Origin of the sequence: Clostridioides sp. ES-S-0190-01 (genome assembly GCF_020658275.1) — a bacterium.
Taxonomy (GTDB): Bacteria; Bacillota; Clostridia; order Peptostreptococcales; family Peptostreptococcaceae; genus Clostridioides.
Genome location: NZ_JACVWA010000021.1, coordinates 21,895 through 44,004, shown reverse-complemented (window position 1 = coordinate 44,004; position 22,110 = coordinate 21,895). Strand labels below are relative to the sequence as shown.

Below are 22,110 nucleotides of genomic sequence, written 5' to 3'. Positions count from 1 at the left end.
GCTAAGTCATCTTCACACAATTCCTTAGCTTTTTTACTATTAATTTATTCTAGCTGTTATAAATCCAGTATAATCATCTTTTAATGCGTACTCATAGCTTTCTTAATCTATGAAATTACTACTTAACACATCTTTTAAGTTATCACCTAAATTATTTTTAATTATTTTGAAATAATCACTAGGTACTTTATTTGATATAGTTCTACTGTTATTCAGATTAATTATACATATATTTCCATTACAGTTAATCTAATTTTTATTAAACTCTTTATTTTTCAAATAATCTTTTGGGAAAATGTGATGATATTCATTTTTATTGACTATAGACAGTACTGACTGTGTATTTATTAGAGCTCCGTCCAGTAAGCTTCTAAGGTTGTTCCTAGAAAGAATAAGAGCATATGTTTTACTTAATACATTTCTTAATGCAAATGAAATATGTTAACTGTAATGAATAAGGCAAATATCCATGACTAGTTAAAGGTAGTTCTGTTGTTATAAAGTCTACAGCATGTAAATATGCTTTCTTGCATTTCTCCGCAATATTTTTTAATTCCTCTGATGATAAATTTCTTAATTTATTCATTTCTTCTTTAGTTACACCTAAACCGACACAAGATGCTAAGTTTCTTAAAATTTCAACTTCAGCCAAGTTTTCAAAGTTTTTTTCTTCTAAATCAGACCTCACCTAATTTATTCTATACTTCATTATTTAATCCCTCTTTATCTACTTATTTATCTATATTTTAATCAATTTCGATACTTTACTAAATCTAATCTGATAATTTATATCAAAATACTATATATTATTTGTACTTTAACTTATTATATGCCTGTAAAATAAAAGTAGCCTTAACCAACTCATTTCAGTGGTTAAGACTAACATGCTCCCTTACTTATGATATGGTTCTCCATTATTTATCCTATAAGCCCTATAAATCTGCTCTAACAATATCAACCTCATCATCTGATGAGGAAAAGTCATCCTAGAAAAAGATAATCTATAATCAGCCCTATCCAAAACATCATCAGAAAGCCCTAAAGAACCTCCTATTATAAAACAAAGACTACTGTTACCTCTAACTGCTAAATCACTCATAGTCTTAGCCAGTTCTTCAGAAGACAAATTCTTTCCATCAATAGCAAGAGCTATAACATAGCTGTTATGCTTTATCTTACCTAAAATCTTCTTTCCCTCTTTATCTTTTATAATTTCCATTTCCTTAGCACTTAAATTTTCGGGAGCTTTTTCATCATCTAACTCTATAATTTCCAACTTGCAATACTTAGAAAGCCTCTTTCTAAATTCATCAATACCTAACTTTAAATATTTTTCTTTAATTTTACCTACTACAACTATACTTATATTCATATACTTCTCCTAAACTTAATCTTATTACAAATTTATATACTAATATGACTTACAAACTATTAGTAAGACTATTTAGCAAGTTCTCGATTTGCATAATCTATAAACTCCTCAAAAGGTATAGCTTTACTATAATAATATCCTTGATATATTTCACATCCTAAGCCATACAACTTATCTCTCTGATTTAAATTTTCAACATACTCCACGATTATATCAAAATCTAGGTTTTTTGAAAGATTTACAATAGACATTATGATTTCACTACTTCTTTTGTTTGTAAGTATCTCTTTAACAAGTGAACCATCTAACTTAACTATATCAAAATTATTATTTTGGAGGTATACAAGGGAACTGTGTCCCATTCCAAAATCATCCATAATAAGCTTTATACCCAAATTATGTATTGCATTTATTCGATCTATAATTATCTGAGAACCTGACAATGCAACCTGCTCTGTGATTTCTATACCAAGCATATTAGGGTTGATATTATTATTCTCAATTATATTTTTTATTTGCTCTGGCAAATTAGGAGCATTAAGTTGGTCTGGAGATATATTTACAGAAAATTTAATAGGATTTATTAATAAGCTTTCACTTTTCTTTAAATCAACACATGTTTTATTAATAATATACTCTCCAAGTTCATCTAAAAAACCTTCTTCTTTAGCTAAAAGTATAACAAGTGGCGGATAAATAAATCCACCTATTGAATGTCTCCACCTAAGTAACCCCTCTGCTCCTACAATATTCCCATCATAATTAACTTGTGGTTGATAAAAAATCTCTATATCTTCTTTTTTCATAGCAAACTTTAAATCTGACGCTAGCATTTTTGATATTGAACCTATTTTTCCACTATGATTTAAAATATTTGGTTGTTCTCCTGTTAATTCACATCTTTTTACTAAATTTGTTAAATTTTCTATATTATTTTTAAACATGTAAATATATCTATTTTGTGACATCTTTATAAATGGAATATAAATCATAACTCCTACACACAAATTAAACAATTGCAACAAACTTCCTCTTATTGAATCTGTAGCCATATATCCACTTAAAAATATAGGTGATGTCCATTCTACTGCAGAAACTGTGCAAGGTACAATACCTGTAGACATAGCTACATAACTTGTAATTGTTAGAATCATAGGTGTAATTATAAATGGTATAAACATGATGTAGTTAAAAACAATTGGAATCCCAAAAACTAGCATCTCATTTATATTAAAAAGAGCTGGTATTGAAGCAATTTTAGCCAGCTTTCTTACATTTATACGTTTCTCACTAAGAAAAATGGCAATTACTAAACACAACAAAGCTCCACATCCACCAAATAAAACCATTGTATCAAAAAAAGTCTTAGTAAAAATTTCTGTTGGTAATTGATTATTATTAACTAAATTTATGTTAATTGCCATCCCATTTTCAAATAAATTTTTTGCAACTGTGTCAAGTACATTACTTCCATGAATACCAAAGAACCACATAAAATGCATTAGAAATATAAATAGCAAAGCACTCATAAGGTTTCTTCCCATACTATTAAATATATTTGAAAATAAATTATAAAATATATCTTGAAAATTTGAACTTCCAATTAGATTTATTACTATTACACGCAAAATAGAAAATAAAAATACTACAGTTATAAATGGAATTATAGCTGAAACCACCATATTAAAATCAGCATCAGCCCCCTCTGTATGAAACTTTACACTTGTTATAAAAGACTCTGTGAGCTTTACAAATAACATAGAAGACGTTATGGAAACAATAATAGCTGTAAACAACCACTTTGTTTTAAATATCTCCACATAAGAATCTATTTCACTACCATGTGAAAATACTAAAAAAGAGCACATTGCAACTATAGGAACAAGTACTGTATACTTGCTCCCATAGATTTTTCCATAGCTATAACTTATTGTCAACAATATTATTAATGAGATAATTCCTAAGGTAGAATCATTTATAAATGTAAGCATATTTAAAATCTCACCATTAAATAAACTTGCTATATATTCTTGATAAATTTTTATTGGAAGATTCAAAATAACAAGTGCAATTGAACCAGTCATAATAGCAGGTATTGCTAAAATCATCCCTTGCTTTATAGAATATAAGATTTTATTATCCTCAACATTTTCGAAATTTCTTTTTAGCAAAGTTATTCACCTCTACTTCATCTTATAAACATTAGAAACATCATTGCGTGATAATACATCTAGTTTTACATCTTGCCCAACTACTATATCGTTTGATGCTAATACTCCCTTTGAAGTTTCATATGCCAATTCTGGAAAATTATTTTCTTTACTTAAATGTGCTAACAATATAGATTCTGTACCTTTATCAATAAGTTCAACACAGAAATTTGCTGCATCTTCATTAGATAAATGTCCTGTATCTGACATTACTCTTTTCTTTAAAGCATATGTATATGAACCCATCATAAGCATATTAGGGTCATAATTTGATTCTAATACCACTAATTTAGATTTATATAGATGTTTTTTTATATTTTCAGTAATACACCCTATATCAGTAGCTATAGACATTTTTTCATCGTTTTCTGTATAGAAATTATATCCAACTGGGTCAGCTGCATCATGTTCTATCGAAAAAGGTCTTACTATAACATCTCCTAATGAATAAGTTTTATCATTTTCAAAGACCTTCATATTTTTGTCCTTAATATCACCAAGCTTGTCTTTCATAGAACACCATGTCTTTATATTAGCAAACACTGGTATGTCAAACTTTCTTGACAATATACCTGCCCCTTTTATATGGTCAATATGCTCATGAGTTATAAATATCCCTTTTAATTTATCTGAATCTACTCCAATGTCTTTAAGACCTGTAGTTATTCTCTTTCCACTTAATCCTGCATCTACCAGTATATTAGTATTTTTATATCCTATATAGTGGCAATTTCCACTACTACCACTTCCCACTGAACAATACTTTAGCATTATTTCACCTCTTTTTCTGCCTTATAAATTATATTATACCAAAAAAACAGAGTATTAAATAAAATTTAATACTCTGTACGAAATTTACTTGTATTCACTTATAATCTTATTTATATCTACCCCTTTACTGTTCCATAACTCTACAAAAGCTCTTCCATTGGCATTTTTATATTTGTATTTATTGTAATATTCATTTAGTGTTTCAAAGAATACCTTATCTCCAACTTCTTTTCTTACTTCATTAAAAGCTGTTGCTCCTTTTGTATAAACATTTAAACTGTATTCAGTAGAATTTTTATACTCATTTGATGGTTTAAATATGTTTTCACTCAAATAACTCTTTGTTTGTATTTGCATAGTTTTTATAAGTTTATTTGCCATTTCTTTTCCATATTTTTGTTCAAAATAAACTATTGTAGAATATTCAGTAAGTGCTTCGTCTAACCAAGGTTCACTTATTTCATCATTTCCAACAGCAGAATACCACCATTGATGTGCTGTTTCATGTGCTATAACATACTCAAGTAAAAACTCATTTTTTTCATTATATAAGCTTTGGTCTATCATAACAAGCATTGGATATTCCATTCCACCTATAAAGAAATCACTTGCTACAACAGAATATTCTTTATATGGGTATTTGCCAAACAACTCACTAAATATATTTATTGAATCTTTTGCAATCTCTGTTGCTCTGCTAGAAAGTTTCTTATTTAAATTGTATGTACTAATAGCTACACCTTTTGAATCAACTTTATTTACATCAAATTTACTACTTAATATAAATGCAAAATCCCTAACGTTTTCAGCTTCTATCTCATACAACATTTTCTTGTTATCATGTTTGTCATTAACAAGTTTACCTGTATGAGCAATCTTATACTTATTTGGAATCAATAGTTTCACATGAAAATCACTAGTTTCACTATAAAATGGGTCCCCAATAGTTTCATAACTCTTTAGATTCCATCCTCTTTCATCATTAACACAAGCTATAGGAAACCAATTAGTAATATTTATAGTGTTTTCTCCATATCCAAATCTTCCCACTGAGTTTGGTATTTTTACGTTATATTTTATATCCAGAGATATCTTTTCATTTGGCTTTAACTCTTTCCCCAATTCTATTTCTAGTATATCATTTTTATCTCCTTTGATTTTATATTCCATTTTACTGCTATTATTTAGTATGTTTTTTATATCTATATATCCTTCATTGAATCCATTAGGATAGGCTCTTGTCATCTCATCTTTTTCAAAAGGAGCAAATTCTTTTTTAGAAAAAGCATTCGGATATATATGGAAATATATTTTATCCATGTTTGATTTTGTCTTATTTATGTACTCAACACTCTGATTGCACATTAACCTCTTAGTTTCATCATCAAATATAACATCCATATTATATTGATTTATCTTTGAATTAGATTTTTCTTTGTACGTTTCTAAACTGTCATCCTTTTCTATGAAGCAACCTATTATTAGTACCATAAATAAAATTGCTACTGATAATGTTCTTCTTACTTTTTGGTTGAATTTTATAACCAAAATATCTCCTCCTTTTTAAAATGAATACTTTTAGAAAATATTTACATGCTAATCTTATGACCTTTTATTTGTTTACAACCAAATGTAATACAAAAAATGATATAATTTAATCTGAGGTGATAAAATGTTTTTCAAAGAAAGCAATGAAATAGATTTAGGTGAAATCACTATTCCCAATATCTTTATAGATATATTTATGCCAATGGCGGATGGGTTATACGTAAAAGTTTATCTTTTAGGCTATAGACAGGCATGTGATATTACTTCTAATCCTAAGTTTGACAATAGCTCAATAGCCAAGAACCTAAATATACCTTTGTCTGATGTACTATCTGCTTGGAAATTCTGGGAAGAAAAAAAGATTATAAAAATACATGATAATGGAGAATATGATAATTTTAATTATTCAATAGAATTTTTAGATTTAAAAAATTTCTATATCGAAAATATATTAGGTAATAATTCATCTGTAAAATCTAATACAGATAAAGTTGTATCTACTTCTGAAAATCCAAGTATTAGAAAGATGTTCAATTCTATAAATAAAATAGTTGGTCGATATCTTGACCCAAGTGAAAAAATAAGTATTATGGATATAATGAATAAATACAACATGGGCCCTGATATGATACTTTGTGCTTATGAATATGTTAAAGATAAAACTGGTACATCTAAACCAGTTAAATACATCGAAGGCATTATTAGAAACTGGTATGATTCAAATTTATATACCCCAAAAGATGTTGAAGACAGCTTCTTGATTAGAAGTGAACGATATATTTTATATAAAACTATTTTCAATGAATTGGGATTTTCAAGACAAGCAACGAAATCAGAAAAAGAACTCATGGATGCTTGGTTTGATAAATTTGACATGGATATGGACTTAATAGTAAATGCATGTTCTAAATCTAAGAATATACCAAACCCAAGTATATCTTATATAAATGGAATAATTAAAAATTGGCACGAAAAAAATATAAAAAATTTAAATGATTTAAAGCAAAAAGAGGAAGAACGTATAGTTAAGGAGAATATTAATAAGAAGCAGATTAATACTACTCAAAACAACAATACTTACAAGAAAACTAAGTTTCATAATTTCAACGAAACATTTACTCAATATACATCTGATGAACTCGATGAAATTATTAAAAAAAGTCAAAAAGAAAAGTTTAAGTAGGTGATTAAATGAATGAAGATAAAATAAGAAAAATACTGGCTAAATATGCCAATAAAAGAGATAAAAATGAGCTACTATTGGAACATAGAAAAAATGAGGTCTATAATAGAATTCCTGAGATAAAATCTATAGATGATGATATTTCTAAAATAGGTCTTAACTTAGCTAAAACAGTTCTTTTAAATCCTAAATCTAAAGATGAAATTGTAAATGAGTCTAAGAAAACTATAGAATCTTTAAAATTGAGAAAAGAAGAACTTTTAGTTAAAAACAACATATCTCTTGATTACTTAGAAATAAAGTTTCAATGTGACTCTTGTAAAGACAAAGGATTTTTACCTAATGGTGAAAAATGTTCTTGTCTAAAACAAGAAATTGTAAATGAGGCTTATAAAATGTCTAATTTAGATAGAATTTTAAGTCAGGAAAATTTTTCGAATTTTAACTTGAATATATTTTCTCCTAAAAAGAGTCCTGATGGAGAAATATCTCCAAGAGAAAATATGTTAAATAATCTAAGTATCTGCGAAAATTTTGTTCATGACTTTAAGGTAGATAATAGTGAAAACTTATTGTTTTATGGTTCTACTGGACTAGGTAAAACATATATGTGTAACTGTATTGCAAAAGAATTGTTAGACAAAGGTAATGTTGTAATTTATCAAACATCTTTTAGAATTTTAGATATTCTTGAAGACTATAAATTTAGAAGAGACCCAAACAATCAAATAAGTGAAGAAAATTATAAAAACTTGTTTGATTGTGATTTATTAATAATAGATGACCTTGGCACTGAACTTAATAATTCTTTTACTAGTGGAGAGATTTTCAATATTGTAAACACAAGACTTGTTGCTGGTAAAAAGATTATTATATCAACCAACTTAACACCATCTCAAATAGGAAATACTTATACTCAAAGAATTCTATCTAGGATTTTAGATAAGTTTAGAATTTTAGAATTTACTGGAGATGATTTGAGATGGGAGAGATTTAAATAACGTAGCCCTTAAAAAACATTTTTTTATTTTTAAATAGAGAGGTAAGAACATACTTGCTTCTCTGTTTAAAACTTATACTATATAATCACATTATCCATTCAGTTTTTCTAATTATATTCCTAATATACCTTTTAATATACTAATCATTTATCTAGTTTGTAATTTTATATATATTAATATCATTCTTAATATATTGCATTATTTAAATTTATTATAGTACATTTATAGACTCTGTTTCTAAATATATGATATTGTATAATATTTAAAAATTTAATTATAATTAATTTTTGACGCAATTAAAAAAAAGATACCTAAAAGTATCCTGTAGCATAGAAAATTATATTAATTTACATGTATGTATTTTGTGGAGCTGGTGATAGGAATCGAACCTACAACCTGCTGATTACAAGTCAGCTGCTCTACCGTTGAGCCACACCAGCATATATAGTATTTTTCATCTAAAAACTGGTGGGACTAACAGGGCTCGAACCTGTGACCCCCTGCTTGTAAGGCAGGTGCTCTCCCAGCTGAGCTATAGTCCCATATTGGTGACTCGTAGGGGAATTGAACCCCTGTTACCGCCGTGAAAGGGCGGTGTCTTAACCTCTTGACCAACGAGCCATGATTTGGTGATCTATCCGCGACTCGAACGCGGGACACCCTGATTAAAAGTCAGGTGCTCTACCGACTGAGCTAATAGACCACATTTTTTCGACTTTTTTCGTCGTTTCTTTCACTCACAAGTTATATTATAACTGCTGTATAACTTTTAGTCAACAGTTTTTTTTATTTTTTTTAGTACATAATTAAAATAATCCTGAATCATTGATTTTCAACAAAATCATCTAAATAAGACATCTAATTCAAGGGGACAAATTCGACCTTAATTTTATTAAAATATACATAAATAATTTTAACTCAATATAAAAGAGCATCTCTAATAATTGTAAGTATTATCTTGAGATACTCTTTTTTTAATCATTTATAATTTAAATCACTTACTTAAGATACTAAGCAAATATGTTTTTTCTTATTATAGTTTGAGCTCTATTAGGCCCAACAGAAACCATATCTACACTTACTCCAATCAACTCTTCTATTTTAGCAATATATTTCTTTGCATTTTCTGGAAGGTCATCAAAATTGTCTACTTGAGTTATATCTTCATTCCATCCATCTAATTCTTCATATATAGGTTCACATTTTGCTAAATCATCTAAAGAAGCTGGGAAATCTGTTATTATTTTATCGTCCATTTTATAAGATGTACAAACTTTAATTTTGTCAAATCCAGTTAACACATCTAATAACATAAATGAAATACTAGTTAATCCATTAACTCTAGCTGCATATTTTACTATAACAGCATCAAACCACCCGCATCTTCTTGGTCTACCAGTAGTTACTCCAAATTCATTCCCTTGTTCTCTTATCTTATCACCAGTTTCATTTATTTGTTCTGTAACAAATGGACCTTCTCCAACTCTTGTAGTATAAGCTTTTACTATACCAACAACATCCTTTATCATATTTGGTCCTATACCTGCACCAATAGCAAATCCCCCAGATATTGGATGAGAAGATGTAACAAATGGATAAGTTCCTAAGTCTAAGTCTAATAAAGTACCTTGTGCTCCTTCAAATAACACTTTTTTACCTGCTTTTACTGCATCATATACAATAACTGATGTATCTGCTACATATTTTTTTATTTGTTCTGCGTACCCAATATATTCATTATATATAGCTTCAAAATCAAATAATTCTTCTTTTCCATATATGTTTCTAACTAATTTGTTTTTAGCTTCTATCTGAGCCTTTAATTTTATGGCAAATTTATCTTTATCCATTAAATCACATATTCTGATTCCAGATCTCTCTGTCTTATCCATATAGCAAGGTCCAATACCTTTTTTTGTCGTACCTATCTTTAAATCGCCTCTAGCTTCTTCTGATAATGCATCTAGCTCTTTATGGTATGGGAATATAACATGAGCTCTATCGCTAATTTTTATGTTTTCTGTATTTATATTATCTGCTTTAAACATTTCTAATTCTTCTAAGAATCCTTTAGGGTCAAATACTATTCCATTTCCGATTATGTTCACTGTCTTTGGATTTAAAACTCCAGATGGAATTAAGTGTAATGCATATTTTTTACCTTCAACAACTAATGTATGACCTGCATTATTTCCACCTTGTCCTCTTACTACTACATCTGCTTGAGTAGCAAGATAATCGATAACTTTACCTTTACCTTCATCTCCCCATTGAGAACCAACAATTGCAACTGTTTTCATGTAATTCACCTCTATATTTTATATACTCTCGAACGCTTTACTTATTTATTCTATCAAATATTCGTATTTTTTTCAACTTTTTTAACGTTCTCCAATATTTAACAGATACTCTTCTATTTTTGAAAAGTCATCTATTTTTTTAATTTCTGTGCTATTTTTTATAACTTTTTCTATAAACTTGTCCACGTCTAAAAGTTTTTCTAATTTACATACATTAATTATATTTCCAAAGTTTGTATTAGTCATGTTTATATGATATTGATTGTCCACAATACTAGCATAAACAACAATTGATTCTTTTAAATTATTATCAACTATCCTAAATAAGTTTATTTCATCAAGTACTTTAATTATATTGGGATATATACATTTTAAGCTTATTTTTTCCATATTATTCCTCCTGATAATTAATACTTATACACAGATAAAGCAAGCTAAAAGCTTGCTTTATCTACTTATTCACACTTATCAACAGGCTATCTGTGGATAGTGTGGATAATTTTTTAGCTAAATTTCAAGGTTTAGACATATTTAGTGACATGTATCCACATTTTTCCTGTAGAAAGAAAGGATGTTCTGTGGATATTAGTTAAATTATAGGTCTCTCAACTTATCCCCAAATCTTTGAACCTCACCAAGCCAAACTAGTTCCACAGAACCAGTTTCACCATGTCTATTTTTTGCTATTATTATTTCTCCTATATTTTTACTCTCAGAATCAGCATGATAGTATTCATCTCTATACAAAAACATAACTATATCTGCATCCTGCTCAATTGCTCCAGATTCTCTTAAATCAGATAACATAGGTCTATGGTCTGCTCTTTGCTCTGGGGCACGTGATAACTGAGATAATGCTACTACAGGACAATTTAATTCTTTTGCTAATACTTTTAATGACCTTGATATTTTAGATATTTCTTGTTGTCTACTTTCATTATTACCTTCACCTTCCATAAGTTGAAGATAATCTATAAGCACTAAATCTAGACCTTTTTCTATCTTTAACTTTCTGCACTTTGACCTTAATTCTGATATTTTTATTCCAGGAGTATCATCTATGTGTATTTTTGCATCTGACAGTACTGCCATTGCATCTATAATCCTAGGCCAATCATTATCATTAAGTGTTCCAGTCTTTATCTTTTTCAATTCTACACTAGATTGCGAAGATAGCATACGTTGTACTAACTGTTCTTTTGACATCTCTAAACTAAACACAGCTACAGAAGCATCTCCTTTTAAAGCTGCATTTTGTACTAAATTTAAAGAAAAGGCCGTTTTACCCATTGCAGGTCTTGCCGCAACTAATATTAAATCTGTTCTTTGAAGCCCATTTATTTTTTTATTTAAATCTTTAAAACCAGTAGTTATACCAGTTACATCGCTTTTATTTGTATATAATTTTTCTATCATATCATAGGCATCCATCAAAACTAAGTTTATAGATTTAAAATCGTCACTAGTTTTTTCCTGTGATATATCAAATATTCTCTTTTCAGCTTGTTCCAAAACATCTTCAATTTTCGTTGCTCCACTATATCCTAGATTTATTATTTCATTAGATGCTTTTATAAGCTTTCTAAGTACAGACTTTTCTTTTACTATATCAGCATAGTATTTTACATTTGAAGTTGTTGGCACTATTGTAGAAAGACTTGTAATATAACTGATTCCTCCAATATCATTAAGATGCCCTTGTTTTCTTAGCTCTTCTGTCAATGTTATTAAGTCTATAGGCTCACCTTTATTGCTTAAAGTTATCATACATTCATATATTATTTTGTGAGCCTCTTTATAGAAGTCATCAGGCCTTATAGTTTCTGTAACTGTTATTATAGCATCTTTGTCTAGCAGTATAGAACCTAATATTGACTGCTCTGATTCTACACTGTGAGGAGGAATTCTCGTCATGTCTTCCATCTTTATCACCTCTAGTTATTACTGTTTTTCTTTTACATCTACTCTTATTTTAGTAGTTACTTTTTGATGTATTTTTATTTCTACAAATGTTGAACCTAAAGTTCTTATTGGTTCATCTAATAAAATCTTTCTTTTGTCTACATCTATATCTTTTTGTTTCTTCAATTGCTCAGCTATCTCTTTGGCTGTTATTGAACCAAATAATCTTCCACCTTCACCTGATTTTGAATATATTTCTATATTAATTTCTTCCATTTGTTTTCCTAGTAAAACAGCTTCTTCATATTCTTTTTGAGCTTTTATTTCTTTAGATTTATTCTTTTCATTTAATTCCTTGATTGCTACACTATCTGCTTGCACAGCCATTTTCTTAGGAAATAAGAAATTTCTTGCATATCCATCACTTACTTCTTTCATTTCCCCTTTTTTACCAGTTCCTTTTACATCTTTTAATAATATAACTTTCATCTATTCTTCCTCCTCTAAATACTCCTCTATTATTTTATTTACTATCTTGTAAGCTTCTTTTAGAGAAACATTTTTTAACTGTGCACCAGCTATATCTATATGTCCCCCGCCTCCTAATTTTTCCATAAGTACATGTACATTTATTTGCCCCAAAGACCTTGCACTTATAAATATAGTATCATCTTTTTCTCCTAATACAAAGGAGGCTTCTACTTCTTTTATATTTAATAGCTCATCAGCAGTTTGAGCTATTATGACGTTTATACTATCTATTTCTGTACTTGAATATGCTAGACATATTCTATTATTAATTATCTTTGTACTTTGAATTATTTCAGCCTTTATTATAAAATCTTTTACATCAGAATTGAAAAACTTCTTGACTTCTATTGTATCTGCTCCAACTTTTCTAAGGTAAGAAGCAGCTTCAAATGTCCTCACACCTGTTTTAAATGCAAAGTTTTTAGTATCTAAGCTTATTCCTGCTAAAAGACCTTCAGCTGTAAGTTTATTGATTGTTACCTCTTCATCCATATACTGAACTAATTCTGTAACCATTTCACATGTTGAAGATACATATATTTCATGGAATAAAAGCACTGCATCATTTATAAACTCTACACCTCTTCTATGATGGTCTATTACTACTACCTTCTCTGATAACTTTAAGAGTTCTTCACATTCAGTATAATTAGGTCTATGAGTATCAACTACAACAACTAGTGTATTTTTAGTACAGTTATCAATAGCCTCCTCTTTTCCAATAAACAACTTCTTATAATAATTACTTTCATTTATTTTGTTTATAAATATCTCTATAGATTCATTTACAGATTGTAAAACTATATTTGCTGTCTTATTGCAAGATTTACATATATCATAAACCCCAACTGCGGCTCCCATAGCGTCCATGTCAGGATATTTATGACCCATTATATAAACATGATCGCTTTCTTGTATAACCTCTCTCAGAGCATGACCTATAAGTCTAGATTTTACTTTTGTTTTCTTTTCTACAGCCTTAGACTTTCCACCATAAAATACAAACTTATCTTTTGTCTTTACAACAGCTTGGTCTCCTCCTCTACCAAGTGCTAAATCAAGAGCACCTGTAGCAAGTTTTAGGTTCTCATTTAATGTATCTCCATCTATACCAATTCCTATACTTATTGTAACAGGAAGATTATTTCCATAATCAATATGTCTTATTGTATCTAAAATAGAAAACTTCTCAGCTTCCAATTTTTTTAACTCTTTTTTATGCATTACCAAGAAGAATTTATCTTTTGAAGTCCTTCTCAAAGCACCATTTGAATTTAATTCTAAAGCAGAAAGTATTTTTTCTACTTCAACATTAATTAAAGCTCTCTTATCTTCTGCTGCACTTTTTAATACTTCATCATATCCATCTACTTGTATTAACATCATTGCATCTTTTTCATCATCATAATCTTGTTTTACTTGTAAATATTCTGTCTTATCTATCCAGTATAATATCATTAAATATTTAGGATTTTTTTCTTGATCATTTTTTATAACATTATAAACTATTGTATATTCTCTATCCTTATAGTTTATTTCAGTGTACATCTCTTTATTTTCATTTAATACTTTTCTTAAATTAAGATTTTTAACTATATCTTCTATATTTTTATCAAGTAAATCTTTTTGACCAATCATATCATAAAACTTTCCATTATACCATGATATATTTCCATCAAATTCTAGAATACATAGTGGTATTGGAAGATTTATTATAGCTTTCTTAGTTGTTTCATCTATATCTAAAGATAAATTTTGAATATACTCTGTCCATTCATGACGTCTAATATTAGTTGTTCTCCAATTGTGAAAAACCATATATGCAAAAATACAGAAAAATAAACACCCTACATACAAGTTGTAATAAAGCAAAATTATACTAGAAATACCAATAATAATTATATATAAATTTATTTCTGGCATATTTAATTTAAAGGTTTGTTTATTACTCATTTCTATCCTCCTAAGTGGATTTATAACTTCTCACCTTTCTAAAGTCAATTATACTATCTACCATACCAACAAAAGATATTCCCATAAATCCAAATAAACATAAAATTATCCCTGAAAGAAACATAATTTTATTTGGCCCTTGTCTTATCCATTTCTTTAAATAATAAATACAAACTGCTATTCCTTGAATTACAAACATTAAGTTAAAAACTAGCTGTAAATTAGTCATTATTAATTCTGTATATAATTTTGAGCCAATAATTTCAATAAATAAGACTAATAAATAAAGTAAAAAAGTTGTGACTATAGCATTTCCTGGTAAATAAAAGTCAGCAAATTTAGGAAATCTTATATTCAAATTTGTAATCCTTTTGATAAAGAATACGCTTAAATAATATGTTACAAATGCTGATAATAAACCTTGTAAGAATAACATCATTGGTAGCATATTTGTAAAATAACTTACAACTTCATCTGGCTTCATTTTATCAAATACTTTAAGCTCAGTTGCAGAAAAACTATTTTTTTGAATATTTACGATTTCTGTTATCATTTTAGAAACTTCATCTAATAAATTTACATTTAAAAATGTCTTCAATACAAAGAAATACACAACCATTGCAAGCACAAATATTATTGTTCCTCCATATATTGGTTCAAATTTATTACTATCTTCTTGCTCAAAACTTCTCTTTAGCATCTTTCCTATTGCTATGCCTGGCAAAGAATACATTATACATATATTTAATGCATACGAAATGTCTGCAAATAAAACTAGCACACAAAATGTAATCAAAATAGATAAAAAAGAATACTTTTTATCAGTGATGGCACCTATAATTACATATGGGACAGCTGCTAATATGCTAAACATTCCTAGCATTGGAATATAGGCTATTACTAAAGCAATTATTATAGCTAAAACTATTATAGACATGGCTTTAGATAGTCTAATTTTATTATTCAATTTAATATCACTCCCTATTATCCATATGTTTTTTTAAGTTAGATAAATCTCCATACCATCTTTCAACACTATGGTCTTCCTCTATACCAATTTTTATTTTTTCCTTGACTTTATAATCTACGTCTCTAAAACTAATTCCTAATCTCTTTGCTAAGAGATATGTTATCATTATTATATTTGCTAGAGTATCTTGAATTGCCTCATCTAAAGGTTTTACCCCTTTAAATAATAAGTTAAACAAATCACTTACACTCATTAATATTTCTGTTTTCATCCACTCTATTATCTTTATGTTTCTTGTTATCTCAGAACCTTTATCTATTTTCACGTTTGCAACCCTCCTTAATATATAATATTATATCATAAATAATAATATATTTAAGTATATAAACAAAAAAACGAGCGTTATAGCTCGTCTCATTTACTTATATAAATATCTATAATAAAAAATGAGCACAAGGCTCATTTTTTAATCTAATGTATATGGTAAAAGTGCTATATTTCTTGATCTTTTTATAGCAACTGTTAATTCTCTTTGATGCTTAGCACAAGTTCCAGATATTCTTCTTGGTAATATCTTTCCTCTTTCAGTTATATACTTTTGTAATCTCTGAGTACTTTTGTAATCTATTTTAGCGTTTTTGTCAGCACAAAATTGACAAACTCTTTTTTTCTTACGTCTTTTTTTATTCATCATGACTTTTTTCCCTCCTTTTTAAAATGGTATATCGTCATCATCTATAGCTTGGAAACCTTGTGGGTCTAACCCTTGAGGTTCAAAGCTTGGCTCAAAAGCTGGAGCACTCTCTTTATATGAATTTTCCGATTTATTCTTGCTATCTAAAGCTTGTACCGATCTAGTACTTACTTTTGTAAAAGTTCTTTTTTCGCCTGATTGTGTCTGATAATTGTCTACTCTTATCGATCCTTGAAGTGCAACTAATCTACCTTTAGTTATGTAGTTGGCACAAAATTCAGCGGATTTACCCATTACTTCAACAGGTATAAAATCAGTTTCTTTAGATCCATCTTTTTTTACATAGTCTCTATCAATGGCTATTGTAAATGATGCCACTGGTGTTCCTGTACCTGGGATGTATCTTAATTCAGGGTCTTTAGTTAACCTTCCCACTAATACAACTTGATTCATAAAAACACCACCTATTTTTTATAATAAAACTAGTTGTTAAGCAACAACTATCATGTGTCTTATTACGTTTTCATTTATCTTTAAGTTTCTGTCTATTTCTTTAGGAACGTCTACTGCTGATTTGAAGTTAACTAACACATAGAAACCTTCTGTAAACTTAGCTATTGGATAAGCTAATTTTTTAGTTCCCCAAGTATCAACTTTAACTATTTCTCCTTCAGTTGCAACAACTTCCTTAACTTTGTTTAGTACAGCTTCTCTTGTTTCTTCATCAGAGTTTGGCTTTACTACATAAACTAATTCATAATTTCTCACTATAATTCACCTCCCTTTGGACTTAACGGCTCTACACTCTTAGAGCAGAGAAATGAGACTAAAATCTCATACCTATACATTTTATCATTTTTTCTTATTTATGTCAATTTAAATTTTGGACAAATTTTAATATTTAATATAAGGTGAAATATATTTTTTAAATTAACAAGGGATGGCTATTGCCATCCCTTATAATATATCTTAAGTTATTATTTTTAATTAAGCTTCAACACCCATAGCTTCTTTTAAAACTGATGCTATGTTTTTGATACCTTCTATTATTTTTTCTTCTGGCATATTTGAATAGTTAAGTCTGAAAGTATTTTCTCTACCACCATTAGGGAAGAATCCTCCTCCAGCAACATAAGCAACATTCTTTTCTAAGCATTTTGGCATTAATTCTTTAGCATTTAAATTACTTGGAAGCTCTACCCATGTAAATAATCCACCTTCTGGATGAGTAAATACTAATCCTTCTGGGAATTCTTCTTCCATAGTCTTAAGCATAACATCTCTACGTTTGATATAAACAGCTTTTATTTTATCAACGTGTTCATCTAAGTCATACATATCCATAAATTTACTTACTTCCATTTGAGATATAGTTGATGCTTGTAAGTCTGCACCTTGTTTTGCAAAGTTAAATTTAGATAGTATTTCTGGAGAAGCACAAGTCCATCCTAATCTGTATCCTGGGCAGAATATTTTAGAGAAAGTTCCTAAGAATATTACTAATCCTTTTGTATCCATTGATTTTAAAGATGGTAAAGATTCTCCCTCAAATCTTAAATCTCCATATGGATTATCTTCTATTACTGGTATTTCATATTTATTTACTATTTCCATGAATTTTTTACGTCTTTCAAGTGGCCAAGTTCTTCCTGTTGGATTTTGGAAATCAGGTATTACATAAATCATTTTTATTCTATCAGTTGTTTCTAGTATTTTTTCTAGTTCTTCCATTATCATTCCATTAGAATCTGTTGGAACATCTATGAATTTAGGTTGGTAAGATTTAAATGCATTTATAGCTCCTATGTAAGATGGGCTTTCACATAAAATTACATCACCTTCATCAATAAATACTTTTCCTGCAAAATCTAGACCTTGTTGAGAACCACTTGTAACTAATATATCATCTTTATTTACATTAGTTTTGTTTTTGTCATTCATTCTAGCTGCTATTTTTTCTCTTAATGGTTCATATCCTTCTGTTGTAGTATATTGCATAGCTGATCTTCCATTTTCTTCAAGCACTGCAACTGATACTTTTTTCATTTCTTCAACTGGAAATAATTCTGGAGCAGGCATTCCACCCGCAAAAGATATTATTTGTGGTTGTTGAGTAAGTTTTAAAAGCTCACGTATTTCAGATCCTTGTAAACCTTCCATTCTTTTTGCATATTTAACTGCCATAATTAAAGCACCCCCATGAAAATGTTTTCTTCAATTTCTATTATACCAAAAATTTGGATATTAATATACGGTATTTGACATTTTTTAAATGTTAAATTTATATCATTTTTTTATTAGCTTTTTTACTCTCTTTTCTAATGTCTCTCTATCAAGCATTATTAGCCTTGAACATTTCGTACATTTTATCTTTATATCCATTCCAGTTCTTACGATTTCAAACTCTTTACATCCACATGCATGTTGTTTTTTCAATTCAACAATATCCCCTATTTTTAAATCCATTGGCATAAATAATTAGCCTCCTAATCTAACTTCTTTGCTTCCCTTGAGCCATCCTCTAATTTACTTATACAGTAAATTCCCTTTATATCTACATTATTTTCAACTAAAATTGTCTTTATTTTTTTCATATCTTCAAAAGAAAATTTAATTGATATTCCACAGCTTGCTGTTATTTCTCTTGGTGTTGGAAGAGCCATTACTTTTAAACCATTTTCACCAAATAGCTTTTCTGACCTTATTGCATGATGTGTAGAATTAAATGATACTATATACATTTGATTCATTGCTTAATCCTTTCTGACTATCTACTTTTCTTTAGTTTAATATTTCCTATTAACTTTATATTGTTAAACAAACATACATTATATAGAAATAGTATTTGATGCATTTTTTAATGTTTCAACTATAGTGTACATATTTGTAACTGAACCAACTTGTAATTTTTCTTTTAAATTATAGTAATCTAAACAGGTTCCACAAGATAAAATTTCTACCCCTGCATCTTCAAGTATTTTAAGATTTTCTATAGTTGCTTCATTTTCAGCACTTAATTTTACTCCTCCATTAACTAAAAGTATATGTTTAGGATATGGCTTTGATTCTGTTAAAGTATATATAAAACCTTTTATTAATACTTGTCCTAATTCATCATTTCCCAATCCCATCTTATCTGAAGATATAAATACACATGTATCTTCTAGTTCGCTTTCTTCTTTTTGAACTACAACATTATTACCTTTTTTAATTTCTATAGAAATTAAGTTTTCTTTTTCATCAACAATCCTTGCTTCACAATTTAAAGATTTAGCAAGCTTTAATATATTTTCTTTTGCTGTTTCATTGTCAACTGTTGTAACTACAATGCCTTCTTCTATATTATCTAATTCTTTTTTTGTATTTATAACTGGTTTAGGACAAGCAAGCCCTCTAGCATCTATTTTTATACTCATTGTTTGATTCATCTCCTTAAAATTATTCATACAATTTATATTTTATCATAGATATTATCTTGCTTGTTATAGATTGTTTCTATACTATTATAGGTTTATTATACTTACATTATCTCTAAATTTTTATACATAAATACTCCCTTTTGGTAGTACTCTAATTCTTTCTCTTTTGATATGCTTGAATATAATTGACCTAAGTCTATGTACAAGTTTGCTAATATCTTATTATTACCTAAGTCTGATACTATTTTTATACATTTAATTAAATACTCAATAGCAAGAGTAATTTCATTTTGATTCTTATACATATTAGAATAGAATTTTAATGCCTTATACTCATTAAACTTATTTTTATTTTTTATTGATGATGCTAAAGCTATTTTACAATATTTTCTAGCTAAATCATAATCTTCTTTATCTATGTACGCTTCTATTATCTTGAATAAACCTGACATCATATATTCGTCTTCATCATTTTTCTTTATGTTGTACACTTTTTGAGAATATTCAAGAACTCTATCTGTCTCACCTATTTTTCTATAAACATCACAAATTGTTAAGTATACATTTGCTATTCCAGTTTTATTATCTTCATTTTCAAGTATTTTTAGTGCTTTTTTAAAATACTCTTTTGATTCCTCATATTTTCCAATCTCAAGCATGTTGTTTGCTTTTAACACCAAAATATCGACATCTTCTTTTCTATCATTTTTATTATCTATTTCATTTATTTTATCTATGTACTTTAATGACATATTTGGATTATCTAATTTTATATAACAATATGCCATCTTACTATATAATTCCTTATATACGTTAATATCCTCAAACTTATTCTCTGACAAAATTTCCTCTGCAAAATTAAAGTGACTTATCGCACCTTTATAAAAGTCTTCTTGCATATATATCTTTCCTATGTTTAAATAGCACTTTAGTATGTTTTCACTATCATTGTTTTTTATAAAGAAAAATAAAGCCTTTTCAAAGTTTTCTATAGCATTATTGTAATTAGATTTTTTTAAGTTAATGTTAGCCATAAGAAAATTGCATCTGCCATAGTTCTCCATTAAATCGTATCTCTTACATATATCTAAAACTTCTTTTATTTGGTCCTCAGCCTTGTTTAACTCATTCTCTTTTATATAAATTTCACTTTGCAGTATTAAATTATCTGTTATCTTTTTTGACTGCATTTCTTTTGTTTCTAATAAATATTCCACGCTTACATCTAACTTATCACCTAGATATTCCAACAGTTCATAACTAGTATGAGATTTATCTCTCTCTATATGGCTTATTTGTGCTGCTGTTATTCTATCTCCAGCTAACTCTTTTAATGTCATATTTTTTTCTTTTCTTAATTTCTTAATCTTTTCTCCTAAGCTCAAAATTTCCATACTATTCCCACCTTTTGAAGACATTTTTTTATAATATAATTATAACTTATATTTATTTTAAAAACACTACTTTTATTTTACAATATTTTCTCTATACATCAAATGATTTCCCATAAAAATAACTAATATTTAGTTTATTTTGTATTTAATTAACTTAAATAAATCATTTTTTAAATTTGTTACTATTTTGTATTCATATATTCAGTCATAACGATTATAATTATATATAAGAATAGTATCTTGAGAGGAGTAATTTTTATGAAAAACAAGAAAATAATGTTAGTGTTAAGTATATTATCTATATCTATATTGGCAGTTGGATGTAGCAATGCTCAAAATGAAGCAACTAAAAAAGAAACTAAAAATAATACAAATGTTGAGCAACCAAAGGAAGAAAACAATAAAGAAAATAATGATGAAAAAGAAGTTCCTAATAAAAAGTCTACATCAGCTCCAAAGGAAGAAAAAAAGACGGAGTCTGCTGTTATTTATTCTTTTGATGTAGACAAAACAGATTTAATTGAGAATAAGGTTGATTTAGAAAAAATTGATGAAAACACTTTATTTGCTGAACTACAAAAGCTTAAAGTAATTCCAGAATCTGCAAAACTAAATTCATTTACTACAAAAGATATTGATGGTGTAAAAACTGGTATATTAGATGTTAACTCTGATTTTACAAAATCAAACTTAGGTAGTGATGCAGAAACTTTAATGCTTGATTCAGTTGCACGTACTTACATAAAAAACATGAATGTTGAACAAATAAAGCTTACTGTTGATGGCGCTAACTATGAAAGTGGTCATATAGTTCTTGAAGATGGAGATTATTTAAAGTAAGTTTTTAAATTATATTAAGCTA

At 28.1% G+C, this 22,110-nt stretch carries 23 protein-coding genes and 4 tRNA genes; 3 read left to right on the top strand and 24 right to left on the bottom strand.

What is annotated here, in order from left to right:
* Window positions 1-406 precede the first annotated feature (406 nt).
* The 5 genes from IC214_RS07145 to IC214_RS07125 form a co-directional block, all read right to left on the bottom strand.
* Window positions 407-688: a hypothetical protein gene (locus IC214_RS07145; RefSeq protein ID WP_227866429.1), complete on the bottom strand. Its 282-nt coding sequence runs from the start codon at window positions 686-688 to the stop codon at window positions 407-409.
* A 204-nt stretch (window positions 689-892) separates the two neighbouring features.
* The gene (rlmH, locus tag IC214_RS07140) at window positions 893-1,372 is read right to left on the bottom strand and encodes a 23S rRNA (pseudouridine(1915)-N(3))-methyltransferase RlmH (RefSeq protein ID WP_227825079.1); all 480 of its coding nucleotides are present in this window, start codon (window positions 1,370-1,372) and stop codon (window positions 893-895) included.
* A gap of 68 nt (window positions 1,373-1,440) precedes the next feature.
* Window positions 1,441-3,543 carry an EAL domain-containing protein gene (locus IC214_RS07135; protein WP_227866428.1) on the bottom strand — a complete coding sequence of 701 codons (2,103 nt, stop codon included), beginning with the start codon at window positions 3,541-3,543 and terminating at the stop codon, window positions 1,441-1,443.
* A 12-nt stretch (window positions 3,544-3,555) separates the two neighbouring features.
* Window positions 3,556-4,353 carry an MBL fold metallo-hydrolase gene (locus IC214_RS07130; RefSeq protein ID WP_227436522.1) on the bottom strand — a complete coding sequence of 266 codons (798 nt, stop codon included), beginning with the start codon at window positions 4,351-4,353 and terminating at the stop codon, window positions 3,556-3,558.
* Window positions 4,354-4,437: 84 nt separating this feature from the next.
* Entirely contained in the window at window positions 4,438-5,901 is a 1,464-nt protein-coding gene (locus IC214_RS07125; protein WP_227831486.1) for a M1 family metallopeptidase, read from the bottom strand.
* A 124-nt stretch (window positions 5,902-6,025) separates the two neighbouring features.
* Between IC214_RS07125 and IC214_RS07120 the strand changes: the two genes are divergently transcribed.
* Together IC214_RS07120 and IC214_RS07115 are read left to right on the top strand one after the other, a co-directional pair.
* The gene (locus IC214_RS07120; RefSeq protein ID WP_227436525.1) at window positions 6,026-7,084 is read left to right on the top strand and encodes a DnaD domain protein; all 1,059 of its coding nucleotides are present in this window, start codon (window positions 6,026-6,028) and stop codon (window positions 7,082-7,084) included.
* Window positions 7,085-7,092: 8 nt separating this feature from the next.
* Entirely contained in the window at window positions 7,093-8,085 is a 993-nt protein-coding gene (locus tag IC214_RS07115) for an ATP-binding protein (protein ID WP_227436528.1), read from the top strand.
* Window positions 8,086-8,450: 365 nt separating this feature from the next.
* Here the strand turns inward: IC214_RS07115 and IC214_RS07110 are convergent.
* From IC214_RS07110 to rstA, 19 genes are all read right to left on the bottom strand, one after another.
* Window positions 8,451-8,525 (bottom strand) — tRNA-Thr (locus IC214_RS07110).
* A 26-nt stretch (window positions 8,526-8,551) separates the two neighbouring features.
* Window positions 8,552-8,627, bottom strand: a tRNA-Val gene (locus IC214_RS07105).
* A 4-nt stretch (window positions 8,628-8,631) separates the two neighbouring features.
* Window positions 8,632-8,706, bottom strand: a tRNA-Glu gene (locus IC214_RS07100).
* Between the two features lie 6 nt (window positions 8,707-8,712).
* Window positions 8,713-8,788 (bottom strand) — tRNA-Lys (locus IC214_RS07095).
* A 307-nt stretch (window positions 8,789-9,095) separates the two neighbouring features.
* Entirely contained in the window at window positions 9,096-10,385 is a 1,290-nt protein-coding gene (locus IC214_RS07090; RefSeq protein ID WP_227866427.1) for an adenylosuccinate synthase, read from the bottom strand.
* An 81-nt stretch (window positions 10,386-10,466) separates the two neighbouring features.
* The gene (locus IC214_RS07085) at window positions 10,467-10,775 is read right to left on the bottom strand and encodes a hypothetical protein (protein ID WP_227436532.1); all 309 of its coding nucleotides are present in this window, start codon (window positions 10,773-10,775) and stop codon (window positions 10,467-10,469) included.
* Window positions 10,776-10,979: 204 nt separating this feature from the next.
* Window positions 10,980-12,308, bottom strand: a complete 1,329-nt coding sequence (gene dnaB, locus IC214_RS07080) for a replicative DNA helicase (protein WP_227483326.1) — start codon at window positions 12,306-12,308, stop codon at window positions 10,980-10,982.
* An 18-nt stretch (window positions 12,309-12,326) separates the two neighbouring features.
* Window positions 12,327-12,776, bottom strand: a complete 450-nt coding sequence (rplI, locus tag IC214_RS07075) for a 50S ribosomal protein L9 (protein ID WP_054275501.1) — start codon at window positions 12,774-12,776, stop codon at window positions 12,327-12,329.
* Entirely contained in the window at window positions 12,777-14,771 is a 1,995-nt protein-coding gene (locus IC214_RS07070) for a DHH family phosphoesterase (RefSeq protein WP_227436537.1), read from the bottom strand.
* 10 nt (window positions 14,772-14,781) lie between these two features.
* The gene (locus tag IC214_RS07065) at window positions 14,782-15,738 is read right to left on the bottom strand and encodes a YybS family protein (protein WP_227866426.1); all 957 of its coding nucleotides are present in this window, start codon (window positions 15,736-15,738) and stop codon (window positions 14,782-14,784) included.
* Between the two features lie 7 nt (window positions 15,739-15,745).
* Window positions 15,746-16,066, bottom strand: coding sequence for a MazG-like family protein (locus IC214_RS07060; RefSeq protein ID WP_227436541.1), 321 nt, complete (start codon window positions 16,064-16,066; stop codon window positions 15,746-15,748).
* Window positions 16,067-16,207: 141 nt separating this feature from the next.
* Window positions 16,208-16,435: a 30S ribosomal protein S18 gene (gene rpsR, locus IC214_RS07055; protein ID WP_021386573.1), complete on the bottom strand. Its 228-nt coding sequence runs from the start codon at window positions 16,433-16,435 to the stop codon at window positions 16,208-16,210.
* An 18-nt stretch (window positions 16,436-16,453) separates the two neighbouring features.
* Window positions 16,454-16,888: a single-stranded DNA-binding protein gene (locus tag IC214_RS07050; protein ID WP_227436543.1), complete on the bottom strand. Its 435-nt coding sequence runs from the start codon at window positions 16,886-16,888 to the stop codon at window positions 16,454-16,456.
* Window positions 16,889-16,924: 36 nt separating this feature from the next.
* On the bottom strand, window positions 16,925-17,203 hold the full coding sequence (rpsF, locus tag IC214_RS07045; protein ID WP_227436544.1) for a 30S ribosomal protein S6: 279 nt from the start codon (window positions 17,201-17,203) through the stop codon (window positions 16,925-16,927).
* Between the two features lie 219 nt (window positions 17,204-17,422).
* Window positions 17,423-18,619 carry a PLP-dependent aminotransferase family protein gene (locus IC214_RS07040; protein ID WP_227851740.1) on the bottom strand — a complete coding sequence of 399 codons (1,197 nt, stop codon included), beginning with the start codon at window positions 18,617-18,619 and terminating at the stop codon, window positions 17,423-17,425.
* A 102-nt stretch (window positions 18,620-18,721) separates the two neighbouring features.
* On the bottom strand, window positions 18,722-18,907 hold the full coding sequence (locus IC214_RS07035; RefSeq protein ID WP_054275506.1) for a DUF951 domain-containing protein: 186 nt from the start codon (window positions 18,905-18,907) through the stop codon (window positions 18,722-18,724).
* Window positions 18,908-18,921: 14 nt separating this feature from the next.
* The gene (locus tag IC214_RS07030; RefSeq protein ID WP_227436548.1) at window positions 18,922-19,185 is read right to left on the bottom strand and encodes a DUF3343 domain-containing protein; all 264 of its coding nucleotides are present in this window, start codon (window positions 19,183-19,185) and stop codon (window positions 18,922-18,924) included.
* Between the two features lie 78 nt (window positions 19,186-19,263).
* Window positions 19,264-19,851 carry a sulfurtransferase-like selenium metabolism protein YedF gene (yedF, locus tag IC214_RS07025; RefSeq protein ID WP_227436550.1) on the bottom strand — a complete coding sequence of 196 codons (588 nt, stop codon included), beginning with the start codon at window positions 19,849-19,851 and terminating at the stop codon, window positions 19,264-19,266.
* 104 nt (window positions 19,852-19,955) lie between these two features.
* Entirely contained in the window at window positions 19,956-21,248 is a 1,293-nt protein-coding gene (gene rstA, locus IC214_RS07020) for a toxin production/motility transcriptional repressor RstA (RefSeq protein ID WP_227436552.1), read from the bottom strand.
* Between the two features lie 258 nt (window positions 21,249-21,506).
* Here rstA and IC214_RS07015 point away from each other — a divergent pair, with 258 nt between their 5' ends.
* On the top strand, window positions 21,507-22,088 hold the full coding sequence (locus tag IC214_RS07015; RefSeq protein WP_227436554.1) for a GerMN domain-containing protein: 582 nt from the start codon (window positions 21,507-21,509) through the stop codon (window positions 22,086-22,088).
* The last annotated feature ends 22 nt before the right edge of the window (window positions 22,089-22,110 follow it).